Source organism: Streptomyces sp. AM25 (genome assembly GCF_058146165.1).
In genome coordinates, this window is the sequence record NZ_JBKIWN010000021.1 from 23,790 (window position 1) to 42,438 (window position 18,649).

Below are 18,649 nucleotides of genomic sequence, written 5' to 3' on the forward strand. Positions count from 1 at the left end.
AACCGTCCGTCCCGCTTCATCTGCCCGCATTCCCACAAGAACTGACGGGGTAACAGCACCACGGTGGGAGCATCAGGCGAGCCGGGTGATCGCGGCAAGGGCGTCGTGGAGGGCGGAGTCGCTCGCCGGGCGGTCGTCCCAGCGGGCGCCGATGTGGCCGTCGGGCCGGACCAGCAGCGCCCCGTGGGGGCCGAGGTCGCAACTCCCCTCGGGGAGGGCCTCGATGTGCAGCGGCCAGGGTGCGGTGGCCTGTTGCGCCCAGCGGTCGGGGTCCGGAGTGAGCAGGGTGAACCGTGCACCGACGGCGTCGAGCGTGGAACGGTTGCCTGTCAGCCACAGGTGCGGCATGCGACGGCCCGGTTCTGCGGTGGGGACGTAGTCCGTGCCGGTGTCGGGCGGTTCGGGCGGGGCGGTGTCGTCGGCGAGGACCGCGTCGGAGCGGTAGGTGACGCCGAGGACGAGGCCGAGTTGGGCGAAGTACCGCTCGGACCACGGAAGTTCGAGCCGCGCCGACGCTGCTTCGCCCGCTCGGAGCTGCTCGCGGCGCCGGTCCTGCACCTGCAGCATGAGCCGGGTGTTGGCGACCGCCTGACGGAGCGTCCGGTCGGCGACGGGGTGCCGTTCCGGCTCGTAGGTCTCCAACAGGCCCGGTCCGGCCCACCCGTGGAGCACACCCGCCAGTTTCCAGCACAGGTTGTGCACGTCGGCGACGCCGGCGTTCATGCCCAGGCCGCCGACGATGGGAACCGCGTGCGCGGCGTCGCCGGCCAGCAGGATCCGGCCGTGGCGGAAGCGCTCGGCGACGAACGCGTTCATCACCCAGTGCTGCACGCGCAGCACGTCGACCCGTACGTCGGCGCCGGATCCGAGGGCGCGCGCGACGAGGCTTGGCCAGTCGGCGTGCGCAGGGTCGTCGGGGGTGGGGACGAACCAGGCCCAGCCTCCTTCGGGGTAGAGAGGGGCGAACAGTCCGTGCGCGGTGAAGTAGAGGCCGGCGGGCTGCCCGGCGCACCAGCGGTCGAGGTCGGCGTCGAACACGACGGTGGTGAAGTCCCCCATCGCCCCGGGACCGGTGGTGCCGATGCCGAGCAGCTGCCGGACGGTGGAGTTCGCGCCGTCGGCGGCGAGTACGTAGCGGGCACGCACCCGGGTCTCCTCACCTCGCCGGTGGTCGACGAGTACGGCCGTGACGCCGTCGGCTTCTTCGGTCAGGCCGACGAGCTCGGTCCCGAAGGTCACCGGTGCGTCCGCCGCCGCCAGCAGGACGGGCTCCAGCCGGTCCTGCGAGGTGGCCACGCCGAGCACGGGGCTCTCGGGAACCGGTGCGTTGATCCCGACCATCGCGGCCGTGGCGAAGTCGCGGTCGCACAGGGTGTCGCGGAAGCGGATGCGGCCGTACTCCGGCGCGAACGCCGCGGCCGTGATCCCGGCGGCGAGCCCGAGTCCGCGGAAGACCTCCATCGAGCGCACGTTGACCAGCCGGGACCGGGGAAAGGGCGACAGCTCGCGGTGCTTCTCGACCGGCAGCGTGCGCACGCCCCAGCGCTCCAGCAGCGCCCGGGCGGTGAGCCCGACCGGTCCGCCGCCGACGATCAGTACCGGCACCTCGGCTTCGCCGGTGTCGCTGTACAGCACTCGACGTCTCCTCGCGCCGGCGCGGGAATCCCCGATCCCCGATCGTGGATTCCCGATCGTACGCCGACCGGCGCGGCGAGCCCGGCAAGCGGCCGACGGCCCGCCGCCGGCTACCGCCCGCTCTCCGTCAGCCCGGCCTCGTACGCGAGGATCGCGGCCTGCGTACGGTTGTCCAGGCCGAGCTTGGCGAGCATCCGCGAGACGTAGGTCTTCACGCTCGCCTGCGACAGGTACAGCTTGCGTGCGATCTGAGCGTTCGTCATCCCCAGGCCGACGAGCTCCAGCACGCGCCGTTCGCTGCCGCTGAGTTGGGCCAGCCGCTGTTCCATTCCCTCGCCGCCCGGCCGCTCGGCGGTGGAGGCGCGGCGCACCAGGCTGTCGAGGACCTCCGGGGAGACGACCCGGCCGCCGGCGAGGACGGTGCGCAGCGCGGAGGAGAGCCGCCGGGGGCACAGGTCCTTGAGCAGGAATCCGGAGGCGCCGGCCTCCAGGGCGTCGAGGACGCGGTCGTCGACGTCGAAGTTGGTGAGCATCAGCACCTTGGGCGGCTGCGTGAAGCGCATCAGCTGTTCCGTGGCGGCGACCCCGTCCACGCGCGGCATGCGGACGTCCATGAGGACGACGTCGGGGCGGTGGGTGCGGGCCTTGGCGAGGGCGTCGGCGCCGTCCTCCGCCTCTGCCACCACATCGAATTCCGGCGTGGAATCGAGCAGCAGGCACATGCTCGACCGGATCAGCGCCTGGTCGTCGACCACCAACACGGACGCGGTCACGCGCGCTCCCTCACAGTTCGGTTCTCGGCGTTGATCGTTTCGACCCTGTCATGCACGGCACGAGCATCAGAAGGGACTTAGGTCCTGGTCCGGACCTGACGAAAGTCCTTCGGCGCACAGGACGGAACGCCTCCGGTCACCCTTCAATTACTTACCGGTAATCCCGTAACTGACGTTGTTTTATGCGTGCGTCCACCAGGAGAAACGCTTTGCTTTTCGATCGATTTCGTGGGCTAGAGTGTGAAATCCGATGCCGCACCGGCCCTCGGCTCCACCGGGGCATGCGTGCACCGACAGGCTTCCGAGACGCCGAAAGCAGCTCCATGGTCCCCTGTGTCACCCCCCACCACAGCTCGCAGACCGTTCCCCTCTCGGAGGTCCGGCCGGCCCCGCCCAGGGAACGGCCGCCCACCGTCCGCGTGTTGATATCTGACGAGTCGTCATTTGTGCGCCGCGGCCTGCGGTCGGTGCTGCAGGCATGCCCTGACATCGATGTCGTGGGCGAGACGGCCGACTGCCGGGAGGCCGTCGCCGCGGCACGCGCCCTCGAACCGGACGTCGTCCTGACGGACTTCCCCGTCCCGCCCCCCGAGTGCGGGCTCTCCGCACTGCAGCAGATCGCCCGGCTCCCCCGCCCGCCCGCGGTCGTCGTCCTGACGGCGTGCGCCCGCCCCGGCTCCGTGGACGAGGCCCTGGCCGCCGGAGCCGTCGGGTTCCTGCTCAAGGACGCGCCGTCACGGGAGTTGGTCACGGCCGTCCGCAAGGTCGCCCAGGGACACGGCGTGCTCGCGCCCGAGGTCACGCGCCGCGTCATCGACACCGCGCGCAGGTGCCCGCCGGGCGTCACCCCCGACCAGCGCCGCCGGCTCGGCCGGCTGACCCGGCGCGAGCACGATGTGCTCGCGCTGCTCGGCGCCGGACTGCCCAACTCCCGCATCGGCGAGACCCTCGGGATGAGCGAGGGCACCACCAAGGGGCACGTCAGCCGCCTCATGGCCAAGCTCCATGCCGAGAACCGCGTCCAAGCCGCCCTCCTCGCACAGCGGGCCGGCATCGCGGCCGGCACCCCGGGCAGAGAGTGACGGTCCGGACCGGCCGCCGCGGCCGTGGACCACAGGTGCGGACCGACGTCCGGTGCACAGGGGCAGCCACATGAACGCAGAACGTTCCCTCCTTCGGGACAGCCTCGCCGGCGGCCGGACGCGCCGGTTCCGGCCCCCGGGCACGCGGCGTCCGGCGTCCCTGGCCGCGGCCGTGCGCTGCGCATGGCGGCGCCGGTCACTCCCGGCCGCCCTCGGCGGCCCGCGCCGGGGCCTGCTCTGCGACGTCGGCATCGCGCTCCTCGTCGCCGTCGCGTCCTGCATGCAGCTCCACACCCTGAGCGCGACCGGCCTCGTGCACGGCTACGGCCTCTCCTCGGCGATCGCCGTCGTCGCCGCGGCCACGCTCGTCCTGCGCCGCCGCATACCCGAGCTCTGCCTGCTCGCCGGGCTGGCCGCCAGCTTCGCCTCCGACGAGCGGACCCCGCTGTTCGCCGCCTCGTACGCCGTTGCGCACTACGGGGGACGGTCGCGGTTCGTGCTCGTGGCCGTCGTGACCGTGATCTACCTCGTCACCCGGCACTCCATCGGCATGGCCGACGCCACCACCGCGCAGCTGTACTACGGAGTCGTCGTCGAGATCGCCTTCCCGGCCGTGTTCGGCGGGCTCGTCCGGCACCAGCGCTCGGTGCGCAAGCTGCTCAAGGAGCGGCTGGAGCGGTCCGGGAGCGCGGTCGAGAGCGCCACCCGGTTCGCGCTGCTGGAGGAGCGCACCCGGCTCGCCTTCGACATCCACGACCACATCGGCCACCAGGCCACCTTCCTCGCCCTGCGGGCGGGCGCGCTCGAACGGGTGCCGGGCCTTCCCGGCGAGGCCCGGCAGGGAGCGGTCGCCGTGCGGGAGGCGGCGCACCGGGTGATGGCCGACCTGCGGCAGATGCTGGAGGTGCTGCGGGACGGCGACGGGCGGCGGGCGGCGCTGACCGGCCCCACCAGCTGCGCGGAGTTCCTGGGCGGGCTCGTGCGCAACATGTCCGCCGTGGGCATGGCCGCCGACTACCGGCTGCACGGCGCCGCCCGGCCGCTGCCCGCGGAGACCGAGCGGCTGCTGTACCGGATCTGCCGGGAGACCTTCACCAACGCGGCCAAGTACGCGCCCGGTGCGGCCGTTTCGGCCGAGCTCTCCTTCGAGGACGAGCAGGTCGTGCTGGAGGTGCGCAACGGGCCGCCCTCCGGGGCCGTTTCACTGCGCAGCTCGGACCGGATGGGCCTGACGGGGCTGCGGCTGCGCACCGCCGAGGCAGGCGGTGTGCTGAGCGCGGAACCGCTGCGCGACGGCGGTTTCCGGGTACGGGCGGAGCTGCCCGTCCCTGCGCCGGCACCCGAGCCGTGAACACGCCCCGCACGACTCCGACCTGTGGGAACCGAGACCGAAGGGGACTCATGTCCATCCGCGTAATGATCGTGGACGACCAGGCCATCATCCGCATGGGCCTGACCATGCTGGTGGACTCCTCGGACGACTTCGAGGTGGTCGCCGAGGCGGGCGACGGGGCCGAGGCGCTGAGCCGGGTGGCGGCCCACCGGCCGGACGTGGTCCTGATGGACCTGAACATGCCCCGTGTCGACGGGGTCGAGGCCACGCGCCGGCTGATGCAGCTGCCGGAGCCGCCGATGGTGCTGGTGCTGAGCGTGTTCGACACGGACGCGCGGGTGCTCGAGGCGCTGGAGGCCGGGGCGTGCGGCTTCCTGCTCAAGGACCTGCGGCCGGAGGAGCTGTTCGCGGCGCTGCACACGGTCGCCTCGGGGTGCCGGGTGGTGGCGCCGGAGGTGCTGACGAGCCTGGTGCGCCGGGCTGCCGACCACACGCCGATCCGGGTGAACGGGGCCGGGGAGAAGCTGTCCCTGCTCAGTCAGGGGGAGCGCCGGGTGCTGGCCCTGGTGGGTGCGGGGATGACGAACGCCGAGATAGCCCGGACCCTGCACCTGTCGGGGGCGAGCGTGAAGACGTACGTCTCCCGGACCCTGGCCAAGCTCGGGCTGGACAATCGCACCCAGGCGGCCATCATCGCCTACGAGATGGGGATCGCCCCGCGCGCGCAGTCCCCGACTGGTTGAATTCTTCCCCTTTCCTTTCATCTTTTGCCCGACACGTCCAACCGTTCGGTATGGCAACGTGGCCGTTCCTGTCCGAATGGATACCGAGTCGAAGCGGAATGCGTATGTGGGCAACGGGGCGGCACCTGACGAGGGGTTCCTGCCGGTACGGCGAACCGTCCGACATCGGCACGGTCGCACTGGCCGGGCTCCTGTCCGTCCTGGTCCTGGACGACAAGACCCTCGGCACGGGTCTCGTCGACGACTACGGGTTCTCGCTCGCCGTCGGGCTCGGCGCCTCGCTGACCTTCCTGGCCCGCCGTCGCCACCCGGCCCTGTGCGCGGTGGCCGCCGTCGCCGCCACGCTCGTCACCGACGACCGCACCCTGATGGTCTTCGCGGCCTACGCACTCGCCCAGTACGGCGGCCGCTCCCGCTACGCCCTGTGCGCAGGAATGCTGCTCACCTACCAGACGGGCCGCATCTGGACCCAGGCCCTGGCCCCGGCCACCGCCGTCACCGACTTCCGGGGCCTGACGGCGATCGCCGTCCCGGCGGTCATCGGCGAACTCATGCGCCGGCGCACCGCGGCAATCGACCACCTGCGGCGCAGGATCGCCCAGGTGGAACTGTCCGTCGAGCAGGCGGCCCGGCACACCCTGCTCGAAGAGCGCAGCCGCATCGTCGCCGGCCTGCACGACGACATGGGACACGAAGTGACCGCGCTCGTCCTGCAGGCCGGCCATCTGCTGCGCACGCCCGGACTCCCCGAGACGGCCCGCCCGACCGCACTGGCCGTGGAGGCCGGGGCGCGCCGGGTGATGGCGGACCTCAGGGAGTCCGCGAAGGTGCTGCAGGGCAGGCGGGAGGCGCTGGACCACAGCACGGCCTCCCTGATCTCCTACACCGAGCTGATGGCCGGACTGGTGCGGAACATGGAGACCATCGGCGTGGAGCTCGCGTTCGAGACGACCGGGACGCCCCGTGAACTCCCCGTCCGCATCGAGCGGATGGTGTACCGGGTGGCACTCGAAGCACTGGCCAACGCGGCCAAGCACGCCCCCGGCGCACCCGTCACGGCCCGGCTGGTCTTCACCGCGGACGCGGTGGACCTGGAGGTGGCGAACAGACGCGCCGAAAGCCCCCGCATCCACGAGGACTTCGCCCCCGCCGGACTGGACGCACTGCACGAGGCCGTGACCGGAGCCGGCGGAACCCTCACCGCGGGCTGGGCAGGCGCGGACCGCTTCGTCCTCCGGGCGCGCTTCGCCCTGCGGCCCCGGGTGATGCCCGAGGCTGCGCTGACCGCCGCACAGTGAGGGGGCGGACCGTCAGAGCCGGGCGGCCCAAGCCTGCAGCGCACGCCGGGTGTTCGGCCCGTACTCCCCCGCGACGTCCCCGCGCACCCCGTCCCACTCCTGGAACTTCCGGACGGAGGCGGCGGTGTCCGCGTCGTACGAGCCGTACCGGCGCCCGTGGTAGAGGCCGAGGCGCCACAGCGTGTACTGCATGTCGTGGACGGCCGCGCCGGAATCGCCGCGGCGCAGGGTGCCGTCGGCGCTGGAGGTCGCGGGGGCACCGGAGGACGCCGCCGCACTCCGGTGGGCGGCGGAGGCGCTCGTGGCACTGCGGCCGGACTCCGTCGTGGCCGGCGCCCTGGAAGGGCTCGGCGGTGCGGTGCTGCCACCGGTGCGGGTCGCCGCGCCGGAACGGCCCGACTCGGACGAACTCCCTTGCGGGGCAGCGGCGTCACCACTCCGCCCGAGCCCGTCGGCTGCACCGCCTGCATCGGGCAGACTCAGGGCGGTACCCGGGCCGCCGCCCACGGTGGTGAGCGCAGTGACCCCCAGCGCCCCCAACAGGGTGGCCCCGCCCGCGACATAGGGGATCCACCGGCGCCGTCCCCGGCGATGCGAGGCCGGCCCGGGCAGGGAGAGGTCGATCCGGGGCACGGTTACTCCTTCCAGTAGCGCCCCGAAGGGGCGCGGGGCGCCTATCGATGTGCGGCTCCGCCGCGTGGGCACGACCAGCCACAACCGACCCGCAGACAACGCACCACCGTCAGCGGAGCAGCCCGGCGTCCTCGTACGCCCGCTTCTGCGCCGCCAACTGCGCCTCGTCGGGCGCAAGTCGGGGATCCCACTGATACGGCGGCGTCTTGCGCAGCACCTCCGCCTTCTGACCGGTCGCCTTGGCAAGCACCGCCACCGTCTCCTCCGACGTCGCCCCCGCGCCCTGCAGATCGGCGGCACCCTTGCGCAGCGCGGTCAGGAACTTGTCGGCGGCCGGCTTCCCGGCAAAGGCAGTGCCGAAGACGACACCGGTGGCGGAAGTACCCCGCGGCGGCACGGCCAACGGCCGGGCCACATCGGCCTCCTCCATGGCCGTGGTGAACGGCGCGGGCGCCAGGGCCGCGTCGACGCCGCCGTCGGCGAGGGCGCTGCGCATGTCGGGGATCGCGACGTTGACGACCGTCACGTCCTTGAGCGTCAGCCCCGCCCCGCGCAGGGTGGCGGCCAGCTGGTACCCGCCGGCGGCGCCCGCCCCGCCCGCCACCGCGACCTTCCGGCCCTTGAGGTCCGCGGTGTCCTTGACCTCTCCGGAGTCCAGCACGCGCTGCGCGACTTCGAGGGCGGTGGGCGAGGGCCGGTCCCCGGTGGAGGCGCCCATCGAGGCGACGACCTTCACCTTCAGGCCCTGGTCCATGCCGTTGAACAGACCGGCGGAGAACCCGGCGACGACGGCGTCCACCTTCCCGGTGCCGGCCAGCGGGACCGCGTCCTGTCCGGCCTGCACCTTCCGCAGGTCGACGTCGAGCCCCTGCTCCTTGAAGTAGCCCTTGGCCCGGGCGAGATAGAGCGGGGCGAAGAGTGTGGACGGCACGTGGGCCACCGTCACGCGGGTGGGTCCGGAGGCGTCGCCCCCGGACGCCTTCCCGCCGCTGCTCTGGCAGGCGGCGAGGAGGGCGAGCGCGGGCAGCAGGGCGACGGCGGACGGCATACGGCGGCGCACGGGACGGTTCCTTTCGGGAGCCGGGTGAAGGTGGGAACGGCGGAGTCGAGCGGGCGCGGTCAGGGCCGGGGAGTACGGGCCCGCAGCAGGGCCCGCCAGGGGGCGAACAGCGGCGGCCGGGCGGCCTGCCAGGGCAGCAGCCACCGCTCGGCCAGGGCCAGAGCCGCGGACAGTGCCGCTCCCAGCCCGGCGACGGTCACCAGCCCCACGTACATGCGGTCGGGCTGGAAGAGGGTCCAGGAGTTCCAGATCAGGAAGCCCAGACCGTTCTCGGAATCCACGAACTCGACCGCGACGACGACCACGACGGCCAGTCCGACCGCGGTCCGCAGCCCGGTGAGAATCGCCGGGGCGGCCCCGGGCAGCAGGACGAACCGCAGGAGCCTGGGGCCGGAGGCCCCGTAGGACCGGGCGGTCTCCAGGACGCGCGCGTCGATCCGCCGCACGCCGGCGAGGGTGTTGATCTGCGTCACGAAGAAGACGGTGATCGCCACGGAGAGCACCTTGGGCGTCTCTCCCAGTCCGAAGACGAGCAGTAGCAGGGGCAGTGTGGCGATCTTCGGCAGGCAGTAGAGCGCGGCGAACAGCGGCCCGAGGGCGGCGCGCAGGGTCGCGGACACCCCCATCGCGAAGCCGGTGAGCGCTCCGGCGAGCGCACCCAGCGCGTAGCCGGGCAGCAGCCGTCCGAGGGTGGCCGCGAGGTGGCCGCCGAGTTCGCCGTCGGCCGTCATGGCGGCCAGCTGCGCGGCGATGTGCGACGGCGGCGGGAAGAGCAGCGCGTCGACGACGCCGGTGCGCGCGGCGGCCTCCCAGGCGGAGAGCAGCACCAGCGGCACGGCGACGCCGAGGACGGCGGCGCGGGCGGCGGCACGGCGCGCCCCGCGAACGGCCGTGCGGACGGCTTCTTCCGCGGCGGTCTGCGGGCGGGCGGTCATTCCTCGCCTCCCTCGGTGCGGGCGTCCGCGCCGTCCGAGCGCTGTGCCGGGATGCGGGGGCCGCGGAGCGCCTGCCGGACGCGGACGCGCAGGTGCGAGAAGGCCGGGGTGTCCTGGATCCCCGGGGTGCGCGGGCGGGGGAACGGCACCCTGAAGGTGTCCGTCATCGTGCCGGGGCGGCCGGACATCACCAGGACCCGGTCGCCGAGCAGGAGCGCCTCGTCGATGGAGTGCGTCACCATGACCACGGTCTTGTGCTCCTGCTGCCACAGCTCCAGCAGGTGTTCCTGCATCTGCAGCCGGGTCTGCGGGTCCAGGGCGCCCAGCGGCTCGTCCATCAGCAGCACCGGGCTGCCGGAGGCGAACGCCCGGGCCAGCGCGAGGCGTTGCCGCATGCCGCCGGAGAGCCGGCCGGGGTAGGCGTCGGCGAACTCGGACAGGCCGACGCGGCCCAGCCACCGGTCGGCGACCCGGTCGGACAGCCCCCGCCCGACGCCCGCCATGCGCAGGCCGAACGCCGCGTTCGCCCGGACGGTGAGCCAGGGCAGGACGCCGAAGTCCTGGAAGACGAAGGCCACCGGCGGGACGACCGAGAGCCCCGAGCGCAGCCGGACGCTGCCGCCCGAGGGCTCGTCGAGACCGCCGAGCACGCGCAGCAGCGTGGACTTGCCGCAGCCCGACGGGCCGACGACGCAGACGAACTCCCCGTCCTCCACGGCCAGGGAGACCCCGTCGAGCGCCTGGAGCACCTCTCCCTCGGGCGAGACGAAATAGCGGTCGATGTCCTGTGCGGTCAGCACGGGTCCGGGTTCTTCGGTCGCGGGGGTGGTCACACGGGAAAACTACGGACGCCGAAGGGGACAGGACCAGTCGCCATTGGAGAACACTTTCTGGCCGAATGGCCGAGAGACCGCAGGGCCGCAGGGCCGCAGGGCCGGACGGCCGGCCCGGCGTGCGGTCGCCCGGCCCGCGTCCTCACGCGCTCGCGGCGGAGGCCTCCCTGGCGGCCCGCACGAACTCGGTGATCAATGCCGGGTCCTTCACGCCGCGCCGCACCTCGACGCCGCTGGAGACGTCCACGCCCCAGGGCGAGAGCGTGCGCACGGCCCGGCCGACGTTGCCCGCGTCCAGCCCGCCGGCGAGCACCCACCGACCGGCGGGCGGTACGAAGCGGGGATCGCTCCAGTCCCACGGCCGCCCGGCCCCCGGTGCCGGGGCGTCGAGCAGCAACAGGTCCTCCCCCAGCGCACCGCACGACTCCGGCTTCTCCGGCGCGGGTGCGGTGGCCCGTACCAGCGTGTATCCCTCCGGGCGCAGGGCCTCGTAGTACTCGGTGCCCTCGTCCCCGTGCAGCTGCACGGCCCGGATCCCGGAGGCGGCGGACAACTCCCGTACCTCCTCCAGCGGCTGGCCGCGGAAGACCCCTACGGTGAGCACCCGGTCCCCGGCGCGTGCCGCCAACTCCGCGGCCGTCGTGGCGTCGACACGGCGCGGGCTGGCGGCGAAGACGAACCCGACGGCATCGGCACCGGCGGCCACGGCCGCGTCCACGTCCTCGGCGGTCCGCAGCCCGCAGATCTTGATGAACAGTTCACTCACATCCTCGGCACGTTGCGGCACCGCCCGCTGCAGGCCGTCCTCTGCAGCGTATGCCAGCCGGGGAACGCCCCGGGAAATGGCGAGAAGGTGAGGTGTTCAGCCCCGCGACGAAGTGATCAACTGGGTGGACATGTCACACGGAAAGGGACACTCCACCATGCGCGACATTCTCCGGAAAGCGGCCGCAGCGGCCGTCGCAGCCGCTGCGCTCACGGCAGGCACCGTGGTCACCGGCGCACAGGCCGCATCGGCCGCCCCGGCCACCCCGGACGAAGTGACCGCCACCTGCCGGACGTCCGGCCTGCGGGCCGAACTCACCAGCACCGACCCCGAGCAGGTCGGCATGTCCCACCGGGGCAAGCTGCTCCGGCTGACGAACACCTCCGACCGCACCTGCGCGCTGCGCGGCTACCCGGGGCTCGGGCTGGAGGACGCCGGGCACCGGCCGCTGGAGGCCGACACCCGGTGGGGCAGCACCTACTTCGTCCAGGATCCGGGCAAGCAGACCCTCTTCCTCCAGCCCGGCCAGTCGGCCGAGGCCGACCTGGTGTGGGCCGTCGCCGACGGCACGCGCGTACTGCACGCCTCCTACCTGGAGATAACGCCGCCGGCCTCCACCGACCACCTCACCGTCCCGTTCGAGGAGCGGGTGACCAACGGCGTCCTGAGCGTGACGGCCTTCGCCTACCGGATCAGCGTCCCTTAGCCGGCTTGGGAGCCTGCTTCGGAGCCTGCTTGGGCTGCGCCCCGGCCTTCTTCTTGGGCTGCGGGGCGTGCGACGGGGCCCTCCCCTTGGCCGGCTTGGACGGCTTGGCGGGCTGCGGCGCCGGCTTCTTCTTCGGCTTCGCCTTCGACTGCGCCCCGGGGTTCGGCGGCTTGATCCAGCCCTTCTTCACCAGTTCGTCGCAGTGCCACTTGGCGTACTCGGGTGTTTCCTTGTGCTGCTTGGCAGCGTCGAGGCAGTCCGCGTAGGGCCAGGGCGGCTGTTCACCGGGCACCAGCACTGCGGCAGGGGCAGCGGGCGCAGCCTGGGCGACGGCCGCCGACGCTCCCATTCCACCGACCGCAAGGGCGGCTGCCAGGGCAATACTCATCCGACGCACGGGAATTCTCCTCTTCATTCACGCCGCACCACGGCGTTCCGGCTGAACAAGACCCCTTGCGCCCAACGAGGACGATGGCCCGAAGAAGCTCCCCGCCATGCTCTTGGCCGCGCGAAGCCACCCGACCGGAGCAGCGTGCAGTCCCCTCGCACAGCGGGAAACGGCCGGCTTCCGGGCTCGCAGGAGCCCGGAAGCCGGCCGTGCCGTGTGGCCGGGATCAGTTGTCGACGACCTCCAGCGTCACCTGCGTCAGCCCCTTGTCCGTGTCCGCGATCCGGCTGAACGCACCTCTGGTCAGGTCGATGCAGCGGCTCGTGTCCGTCGGGCCCCGGTCGTTGATGCGGACGGTGACCGACTGCCCGTTGTCGGCGTTGGTCACGCGCACCTGCGTGCCGAAGGGCAGGTCGCGGCTGGCCGCGGCCATCGCCTCGGCGTCGAAGGGCTCGCCGCTGGCGGTGGGCCAGCCCGGCGGTATCTCGCCGGGCGCCCCGTACCACGAGGCGGTGCACGTCTGCAGCCCGCCGTCGGCGTGGGCCGGAGCGGCGATCGTCGTGGCCAGGCCCGCGGTCAGGGCCGCAGTGGCCAGGACGGTGCTGATCTTCTTGGCAAGCTTCACTGGATTCTCCTTGAGGTGTTTGTGGGTCCGGGTCAGCCGAGAACGGCCGGGAGGTCGTCGGTGTAACCGTTGTCGGCCAGGTCGGACAGGATGTTGCCCATGGCCTCGACGCTCTGGCTGCGGTCGTTCTCCTGGGAGCCGTCGTGCATGAGGATCACGCCGCCGCCCTGGAACTCCCGCTTGTAGTTCTGGAAGATCGCGTCGACGCCCGGCGTCTCCCAGTCGCGGGTGTCGACGGACCAGCCGAGCGGCTGCATGCCCTGGCTCGCGGCGTACTGCTGGACGTCCGGCGTCCAACCGCCTTCCGGCGCGCGGTAGTAGTCGATCTGTGCGCCGGGGGCGGCGGCGTGTATCGCGTCCGAGGCCTGCTGGAGGTCGGCGCGTGCCTGGTCCGGGCTCTGCTGGGTGGGGTTCACGTGGTGCATCGAGTGGTTGCAGAGGTGGTGGCCCTCGTTGACGATCCGCTTGACGAGGTCGGGGTACTGCCGGGCGTGGTCGCCGATGACGCAGAAGGTGGCAGTGACCTGACGGTCCTTCAGCAGGTCGAGGACCTGGTTCGTCCAGGTGGGGCTGGGGCCGTCGTCGATCGTGAGGGCGAACGTCTTCGAACCGGCCCCGGGGCCGGTGTGGTTCACCACCTCGGCCGTCGCGGCCGAGGCCGTGCCGGGCGTTGCGGCGAACAGGACGGCCGCCGCGAGCGCGGCACCGACGCCCTTCAGGGTTGCACCGAGCAACTTCATGGTGTGCATGTCCTTCATGTGGTGGGCGAGCAGGTGGAGCCGTGCCTACGCCGGTGGGGGCGGTGCGGCACGGAAAGGATCCTGCGGGCCCGGGATAGACAAACTGTCACCACTTGTTGAACATGCGCCCCATCGGCACGCCCACGACACACGTTGACCCGTTGTTGACTCCCCTGCCGGACGGTGATGTCCGCGGCCCGCGACCGGGGCCGCGGTCACCCCTGAAGGAGAGCGTCCACCGTGCACAGAAACCGTCGCCGCCGCGCTGCCGCGTCCGCCGTCGTCGCCACCGCCGTCCCGCTGCTGGCGGCACTCACCTCGACGTCCGCACACGCCGAGGACCACCGGCTCCCCACGTCCGGCCACCAGTACCGCATCTCGAACCACGCAGGCGGAGCCCTGCAGTGGGATTCCACGGCCAACGGCGCCGGAGTGCACGCGAGGGACTGGGACGACCACCGCAGCGAGCAGATCTGGCAGCTCAACGACAACAACGGCAACTGGTCGATCACGGTTCCCGGCACGAACAACGTCGTGGACCGCGACCTGCGCGCGAACAGCGTCGGGCTGTGGAACAACATAGGCAGGACAAACCAGCAGTGGTGGCTGCAGGCCGTCGCAGGCTCCCCGGCATGGCTGTTCCACAGCTCCGAGGGCGGCGACCGCTGCCTCGCCCGCATCGGCGACCGCAACGGCGACCAGGGCGTCGAGGCCCGCCCGTGCGACGCGAACGACGCACGGCAGCTGTGGAACATCGACGAGGCCACCGCCCCGCCCGCCGGCCGGGTGGACATCAGGGGCAAGGTCATCGACGCGGGCGGCTACGACCCGGCCCGGCTGATGGCCTGGTACGAGGCGAACAAGGGCCTGCTGCTGGACCAGTACCCGAAGATCCAGCAGGTCCTGACCGGCGGCGCCTACGAGGTCAAGCCGTACATCAACGTCGTCTTCGACGCCTCGTACTTCGGCTCCGGCTCGAACGCGCTCGCGGTGTGGGACCCCAACCCCCGTCCCGAGTGGGACAACAAGAAGACCATCGTCATCCGGCCCAGCCAGGTCATCGACCACCCCGACGACATCGGCCTGCTGGTCCACGAGCTGACGCACCAGGTGCAGGACCCCAACGTGCGCGAGGCGTGGCTGCTGGAGGGCATCGCCGACTACTACCGCAAGTACGTCTACAACGTCCGCGAGAAGCCGGGCACCCCGTACGGGGCGGACTTCAACGGCGGCTACAACCCGACCGCATACATGCTCAACTACATCGTCAACCGGCAGTCGGCGGGCGAGGGCATCATCATGCGGCTCAACAACCGCATCCACCAGAACGGTTCCACTCCCCCGGACAGCATCCTCATGGAGATCACCGGCAAGTCCGGCCGGCAGTGGTGGACGGAGATGTGGAACGAGATCCACGCCGGTACCTGGAACAACCACGCACTCCGGGACTGAAATCGGGCACTCCGGGTACGCTGCGGGAATCGCCGGTTCCGACGCGTGAACCATTCCACCGAGAAAGGTCCGGTCCCCATGGACATCGCTGTCTCCTCCGACACCGGCGAACCGGTGGCCCGCCTGGTGGTGCAGGAGCTGGAACGGCGCGGCCATCACGTGCTGCCCCACGGCGTGCTCAAGCAAGGAGACCGGACCGACTGGGCCTTCGTCTCGCAGGCGGCGGCCGAGGACGTGGCGGCCGGCCGGGCCCAGCAGGCCGTGGTGTGCTGCTGGACCGGCACCGGCGCCGCCCTCGCCGCGAACAAGGTCCACGGCATCCGTGCCGCGCTCTGCGGCGACGCCTACACCGCCGCAGGAGCCCGGCGGTGGAACGATGCGAACGTGCTGGCCCTGAGCCTCCGCCTCGTGTCCGGTCCGCAGCTCACGGAGATCCTCGACGCGTGGTTCGGCACGGGGGCCAGCGACGCGGCCGAGGACACCAGGAACATCGCCCACATCGGCCGCATCGAGGACGACGCGCAGCGGCCGCCGCAGCCACGGTGACCGCGATCGGTCAACAGTGATCACCCGCGGCCAGTAACCGACTTCAGCCGCGCGGCGTCAGGTCGGATGAATACGCTCAGAAGTCCATAACCGAGTACAAAGCCAGCTCTCCCTGCGCAGAGAGGCGGGTGCTCTGTACCGACCCGGGGATCCTGACGCCACTGCTGCCGGCCGGCGCGGTCGCCTGCTCGTGCCACCGGTCCTGGCGGTGATCGCCTGGCTCGACCGGCTGAGCGCCGTGACCTCGCGGGCCATGACCACCACAGAGGGCTGCTGCCGGCGCTGGACCGCTCTCGCGGTGGTGCTGGTGGCCTCGTTCATGGACCTGCTGGACGTCACCATCGTCAATGTCGCGGTCCCGGGTCTCCGGAAGGACCTGGGGATCGCCTATACGGCGGTGCAATGGGTCACGGCGGGATACGCCCTGGCTTTCGGCGCACTTCTCATCACCGGCGGGCGACTCGGTGATTTCTTCTGCCGCAAGCGCATGTTCCTGACCGGCATGGGCGGCTTCACGGCTGCGTCGACGCTGTGCGGATTCGCTCCCGACGCCTCGACCCTGATCTGCGCGCGGATTGCCCAGGGAGCAACGGCTGCGCTGATGCTGCCCCAGGTCCTGGCGCTGATCCAGGTGACATTCCCGGCGGACGAGCGGGGAAAGGTCTACGCGTTCTACGGCGTCAACGTCGGGGTCGCCACGGTGTCCGGCCCTCTCATCGGCGGCTGCCTCATGGACGCGAACCCGCTCGGTCTGGGGTGGCGGGCCGTGTTCCTGGTGAACGTGCCGATCGGTCTCGCCGGAATGGCGGTCGGCAAGCGCTTCCTCCCCCGGTCCCGGGATCCGCACGCCGCACGGCTCGACCTGGTGGGCGTCGCCCTGGCCACCGTCGGGCTGCTGATGCTGATCTATCCGTTGCTGGAAGGGCGCGAACTGCACTGGCCGCTCTGGGGTTTCGGATCCATGGCCGCATCCGTCCTGGTACTGGCCTGCTTCGCCGCATACGAACGCCGCGCAGCACACGAGGGACGATCCCCACTGGTCGCGCTGCGCCTGTTCACCGCACGCAGCTTCGCCTCCGGAATCAGCGTCCAGCTGCTCTTCAGCGCGGCTGTCGGCATCCTTTTCCTTTCCTGGATGCTCTACATGCAGCTGGGGCTGGGGTGGTCACCCCTGCACGCGGGCCTCACCGGCATCCCCTTCTCCGTCGGAACGGCCGTCGCCGCGGGGACGTCGGTCAGATTCCTGGTGCCACGGCTCGGCCGTCTCGTGCCCCAGGCCGGCATCCTGGTCATGATTGCCGGCATCGCCCTCTTCGGCGCCGGAATCGACCGGCACGGCACCGGAATCCGATCGGTTCACATGGCACCTCCGCTACTCGTCTGCGGCATCGGCCTGGGGCTGGTGGTCGCGCCATTGGGCGATGTCGTCCTCACAGGCGTCCCGCACAAGGACGCCGGCTCCGCGTCGGGACTGACGTCCAGCACGGTCCAGGTCGGAAACGCCATGGGCGTTGCCCTGATGTCCGTCTTCTTCTTCGGGTTGTTCGGCGGAGCAGCCACGCACAGCGTCGACCAGACGGTTCCCGAAATCCGGCAGCGGCTCGCCCACCACGGACTCTCAACAGCCCAGGTCGAACACACCGTTGCCGGATTCCGCAGCTGCGCCGTCGACCGTGCCACCGCGAACGACCCCGACCGATCTCCCGCGAGCTGCGCGCCCGATCCCCGAAATCCGCCGGACACGACGACGGCGGCCACGCTGGACGAACTCGGCAGGCGGGTCGGCGGCATGACGCTCTCCAAAGCCTTCCGGCAAACGCTGTGGTGGGTGAGCGCCATCCTGACGGTCGCCTTCCTGCTGATGTTCGCATTGCCGCGAAACGTCCGCCGAGCCGGCTCCGTACCCGCCCTCCCCGGACCGAGGGCCATCGCCCCGAGCCCACGGGTCCCCACGGACCGGCTCCGCGTGGCACTCGTCACCGAAAGCTTTCTCCCGCACGTCAATGGCGTGACCAACTCCGTTGTCCAGATCCTCGACCACCTTCACCGGCAGGGACACAGGACCCTGCTCATCGCCCCCGGCCCCGGACCCGCCGAGCACGGCAGAACACCCGTCGTGCGAGTGCCGTGCATCCATCTCCCGTCCATGAGTTCACTGCCGGTGGGCCTGCCGAGCCTTCGGCTGGTCAGGGCGCTGCGCGATTTCCGCCCGGACGTCATTCACCTGGCCTCGCCGTTCATGGTCGGGGCCCAGGGACTGCTGGTGGCCCAGCGGCTCGGCGTGCCGACGGTCTCCGTCTATCAGACCGACCTGGCCGGTTTCGCCACCTGCAGCGGCCTGGGGCCACGCGCAGCGCAGGCGGCATGGCACCGCATACACCGACTGCACGCGATGGCCGACCGGACGCTGGCGCCTTCGCGTTCGGCCGCGCACGCCTTGTCCTCGCGGGGCGTACCACGCGTCCATCTGTGGCCGCGCGGCGTGGACCTCGACCTGTTCCACCCGAATCGCAGAGACCCCGCGCTACGCGCTCGACTGGCAGTACCGGGACAGCTGATCGTCGGCTATGTCGGCCGTCTGACGCCTGAAAAACAGGTGGAACGGCTCGCCGCTCTGCATGGATTGCCCGGCATCCGGCTCGTGGTGGTGGGCGACGGACCGTGCGCCCCCGTCCTCCGGCGGCTGATGCCGGATGCCGCTTTCCTCGGATTCCGTTCGGGCCCCGAACTGGCCGCTGCCTACGCAAGCTTGGACGTGTTCATCCACACGGGAGGGCACGAGACCTTCTGCCAGGGTGTCCAGGAGGCCCTCGCCAGCGGCGTTCCGGTGCTGACCCCGGATACGGGAGGCCCCCGCGACCTCGTCAGACCCGGTGAGAACGGGCATTTGCTGCCCGCGCATTCCTGCCAGGCCTTCGCTTCCGCATTGCGCGCCGCGATCGACGATTTGCGCGATCCCCTGCTTCGGCTCAAGTACGCCGCCTCGGCACGTGACTCGGTGCTGTCACGTCCCTGGTCGTCCATTTGCGCTCAGCTGCTCGACCACTATCAGGAAGTCCTCGGGCCGGGTACGCCGGATTCTCCGGACTGACCGGCCGCAC

18 protein-coding genes are annotated in these 18,649 nt (G+C 71.6%); 8 read left to right on the top strand and 10 right to left on the bottom strand.

The genetic code is table 11. From position 1 onward, the window contains the following. Positions 1 to 72: 72 nt before the first annotated feature. Both ACLHRZ_RS26850 and ACLHRZ_RS26855 read right to left on the bottom strand, forming a co-directional pair. A complete protein-coding gene (locus ACLHRZ_RS26850) occupies positions 73 to 1,635 on the bottom strand; it encodes an FAD-dependent monooxygenase (RefSeq protein ID WP_490421102.1) in 1,563 nt (520 codons plus the stop codon). Between the two features lie 110 nt (positions 1,636 to 1,745). Beyond that, entirely contained in the window at positions 1,746 to 2,408 is a 663-nt protein-coding gene (locus ACLHRZ_RS26855) for a response regulator transcription factor (protein WP_490421103.1), read from the bottom strand. A 419-nt stretch (positions 2,409 to 2,827) separates the two neighbouring features. Here ACLHRZ_RS26855 and ACLHRZ_RS26860 point away from each other — a divergent pair, with 419 nt between their 5' ends. The 4 genes from ACLHRZ_RS26860 to ACLHRZ_RS26875 all read left to right on the top strand — a co-directional run bounded on the left by ACLHRZ_RS26860 (position 2,828) and on the right by ACLHRZ_RS26875 (position 6,864). Continuing rightward, positions 2,828 to 3,490 (top strand): response regulator, encoded by a 663-nt coding sequence (locus ACLHRZ_RS26860; RefSeq protein WP_490421104.1) that lies wholly within the window; start codon positions 2,828 to 2,830, stop codon positions 3,488 to 3,490. 70 nt (positions 3,491 to 3,560) lie between these two features. Beyond that, the gene (locus ACLHRZ_RS26865) at positions 3,561 to 4,841 is read left to right on the top strand and encodes a sensor histidine kinase (RefSeq protein WP_490421105.1); all 1,281 of its coding nucleotides are present in this window, start codon (positions 3,561 to 3,563) and stop codon (positions 4,839 to 4,841) included. A gap of 50 nt (positions 4,842 to 4,891) precedes the next feature. Then, the gene (locus tag ACLHRZ_RS26870) at positions 4,892 to 5,566 is read left to right on the top strand and encodes a response regulator (protein ID WP_490421106.1); all 675 of its coding nucleotides are present in this window, start codon (positions 4,892 to 4,894) and stop codon (positions 5,564 to 5,566) included. Positions 5,567 to 5,670: 104 nt separating this feature from the next. Then, positions 5,671 to 6,864 (top strand): sensor histidine kinase, encoded by a 1,194-nt coding sequence (locus ACLHRZ_RS26875; protein ID WP_490421107.1) that lies wholly within the window; start codon positions 5,671 to 5,673, stop codon positions 6,862 to 6,864. A gap of 12 nt (positions 6,865 to 6,876) precedes the next feature. Here ACLHRZ_RS26875 and ACLHRZ_RS26880 read toward each other — a convergent pair whose 3' ends face one another. From ACLHRZ_RS26880 to ACLHRZ_RS26900, 5 genes are all read right to left on the bottom strand, one after another. Further along, the gene (locus ACLHRZ_RS26880) at positions 6,877 to 7,497 is read right to left on the bottom strand and encodes a peptidoglycan-binding domain-containing protein (protein ID WP_490421108.1); all 621 of its coding nucleotides are present in this window, start codon (positions 7,495 to 7,497) and stop codon (positions 6,877 to 6,879) included. A gap of 109 nt (positions 7,498 to 7,606) precedes the next feature. Beyond that, positions 7,607 to 8,557: an ABC transporter substrate-binding protein gene (locus ACLHRZ_RS26885; protein WP_490421109.1), complete on the bottom strand. Its 951-nt coding sequence runs from the start codon at positions 8,555 to 8,557 to the stop codon at positions 7,607 to 7,609. Between the two features lie 59 nt (positions 8,558 to 8,616). Next, the gene (locus ACLHRZ_RS26890; RefSeq protein WP_490421110.1) at positions 8,617 to 9,492 is read right to left on the bottom strand and encodes an ABC transporter permease; all 876 of its coding nucleotides are present in this window, start codon (positions 9,490 to 9,492) and stop codon (positions 8,617 to 8,619) included. Then, positions 9,489 to 10,325, bottom strand: coding sequence for an ABC transporter ATP-binding protein (locus ACLHRZ_RS26895; protein WP_490421111.1), 837 nt, complete (start codon positions 10,323 to 10,325; stop codon positions 9,489 to 9,491). The genes ACLHRZ_RS26890 and ACLHRZ_RS26895 overlap by 4 nt, the downstream gene beginning before the upstream one ends. Positions 10,326 to 10,467: 142 nt before the next feature. Further along, positions 10,468 to 11,082, bottom strand: coding sequence for a phosphoribosylanthranilate isomerase (locus ACLHRZ_RS26900; protein WP_490421164.1), 615 nt, complete (start codon positions 11,080 to 11,082; stop codon positions 10,468 to 10,470). 166 nt (positions 11,083 to 11,248) lie between these two features. Between ACLHRZ_RS26900 and ACLHRZ_RS26905 the strand changes: the two genes are divergently transcribed. Next, positions 11,249 to 11,797, top strand: a complete 549-nt coding sequence (locus tag ACLHRZ_RS26905) for a DUF4232 domain-containing protein (RefSeq protein ID WP_490421112.1) — start codon at positions 11,249 to 11,251, stop codon at positions 11,795 to 11,797. Here ACLHRZ_RS26905 and ACLHRZ_RS26910 read toward each other — a convergent pair. From ACLHRZ_RS26910 to ACLHRZ_RS26920, 3 genes are all read right to left on the bottom strand, one after another. After that, positions 11,784 to 12,185, bottom strand: coding sequence for a hypothetical protein (locus tag ACLHRZ_RS26910; protein ID WP_490421113.1), 402 nt, complete (start codon positions 12,183 to 12,185; stop codon positions 11,784 to 11,786). The genes ACLHRZ_RS26905 and ACLHRZ_RS26910 overlap by 14 nt on opposite strands. Before the next feature lie 226 nt (positions 12,186 to 12,411). After that, positions 12,412 to 12,810 (bottom strand): septal ring lytic transglycosylase RlpA family protein, encoded by a 399-nt coding sequence (locus tag ACLHRZ_RS26915; protein ID WP_490421114.1) that lies wholly within the window; start codon positions 12,808 to 12,810, stop codon positions 12,412 to 12,414. A 32-nt stretch (positions 12,811 to 12,842) separates the two neighbouring features. Continuing rightward, positions 12,843 to 13,550 carry a polysaccharide deacetylase family protein gene (locus ACLHRZ_RS26920; RefSeq protein WP_490421115.1) on the bottom strand — a complete coding sequence of 236 codons (708 nt, stop codon included), beginning with the start codon at positions 13,548 to 13,550 and terminating at the stop codon, positions 12,843 to 12,845. 240 nt (positions 13,551 to 13,790) lie between these two features. Here ACLHRZ_RS26920 and ACLHRZ_RS26925 point away from each other — a divergent pair, with 240 nt between their 5' ends. The 3 genes from ACLHRZ_RS26925 to ACLHRZ_RS26935 all read left to right on the top strand — a co-directional run bounded on the left by ACLHRZ_RS26925 (position 13,791) and on the right by ACLHRZ_RS26935 (position 18,639). Further along, on the top strand, positions 13,791 to 15,002 hold the full coding sequence (locus tag ACLHRZ_RS26925; protein WP_490421116.1) for a basic secretory protein-like protein: 1,212 nt from the start codon (positions 13,791 to 13,793) through the stop codon (positions 15,000 to 15,002). Between the two features lie 78 nt (positions 15,003 to 15,080). Further along, complete coding sequence (locus ACLHRZ_RS26930) at positions 15,081 to 15,548, top strand: RpiB/LacA/LacB family sugar-phosphate isomerase (RefSeq protein ID WP_490421117.1); 468 nt, start codon at positions 15,081 to 15,083, stop codon at positions 15,546 to 15,548. A gap of 298 nt (positions 15,549 to 15,846) precedes the next feature. Next, positions 15,847 to 18,639 (top strand): MFS transporter, encoded by a 2,793-nt coding sequence (locus ACLHRZ_RS26935; RefSeq protein WP_490421118.1) that lies wholly within the window; start codon positions 15,847 to 15,849, stop codon positions 18,637 to 18,639. Positions 18,640 to 18,649: the final 10 nt, after the last annotated feature.

Coding starts and splice junctions, on each gene's coding strand:
- ACLHRZ_RS26865 (WP_490421105.1), top strand. CDS start 3,561: ATGAACGCAGAACGTTCCCTCCTTCGGGACAGCCTCGCCGGCGGCCGG.
- ACLHRZ_RS26870 (WP_490421106.1), top strand. CDS start 4,892: ATGTCCATCCGCGTAATGATCGTGGACGACCAGGCCATCATCCGCATG.
- ACLHRZ_RS26875 (WP_490421107.1), top strand. CDS start 5,671: ATGTGGGCAACGGGGCGGCACCTGACGAGGGGTTCCTGCCGGTACGGC.
- ACLHRZ_RS26890 (WP_490421110.1), bottom strand. CDS start 9,492: ATGACCGCCCGCCCGCAGACCGCCGCGGAAGAAGCCGTCCGCACGGCC.
- ACLHRZ_RS26905 (WP_490421112.1), top strand. CDS start 11,249: ATGCGCGACATTCTCCGGAAAGCGGCCGCAGCGGCCGTCGCAGCCGCT.
- ACLHRZ_RS26910 (WP_490421113.1), bottom strand. CDS start 12,185: ATGAGTATTGCCCTGGCAGCCGCCCTTGCGGTCGGTGGAATGGGAGCG.
- ACLHRZ_RS26920 (WP_490421115.1), bottom strand. CDS start 13,550: ATGAAGTTGCTCGGTGCAACCCTGAAGGGCGTCGGTGCCGCGCTCGCG.
- ACLHRZ_RS26930 (WP_490421117.1), top strand. CDS start 15,081: ATGGACATCGCTGTCTCCTCCGACACCGGCGAACCGGTGGCCCGCCTG.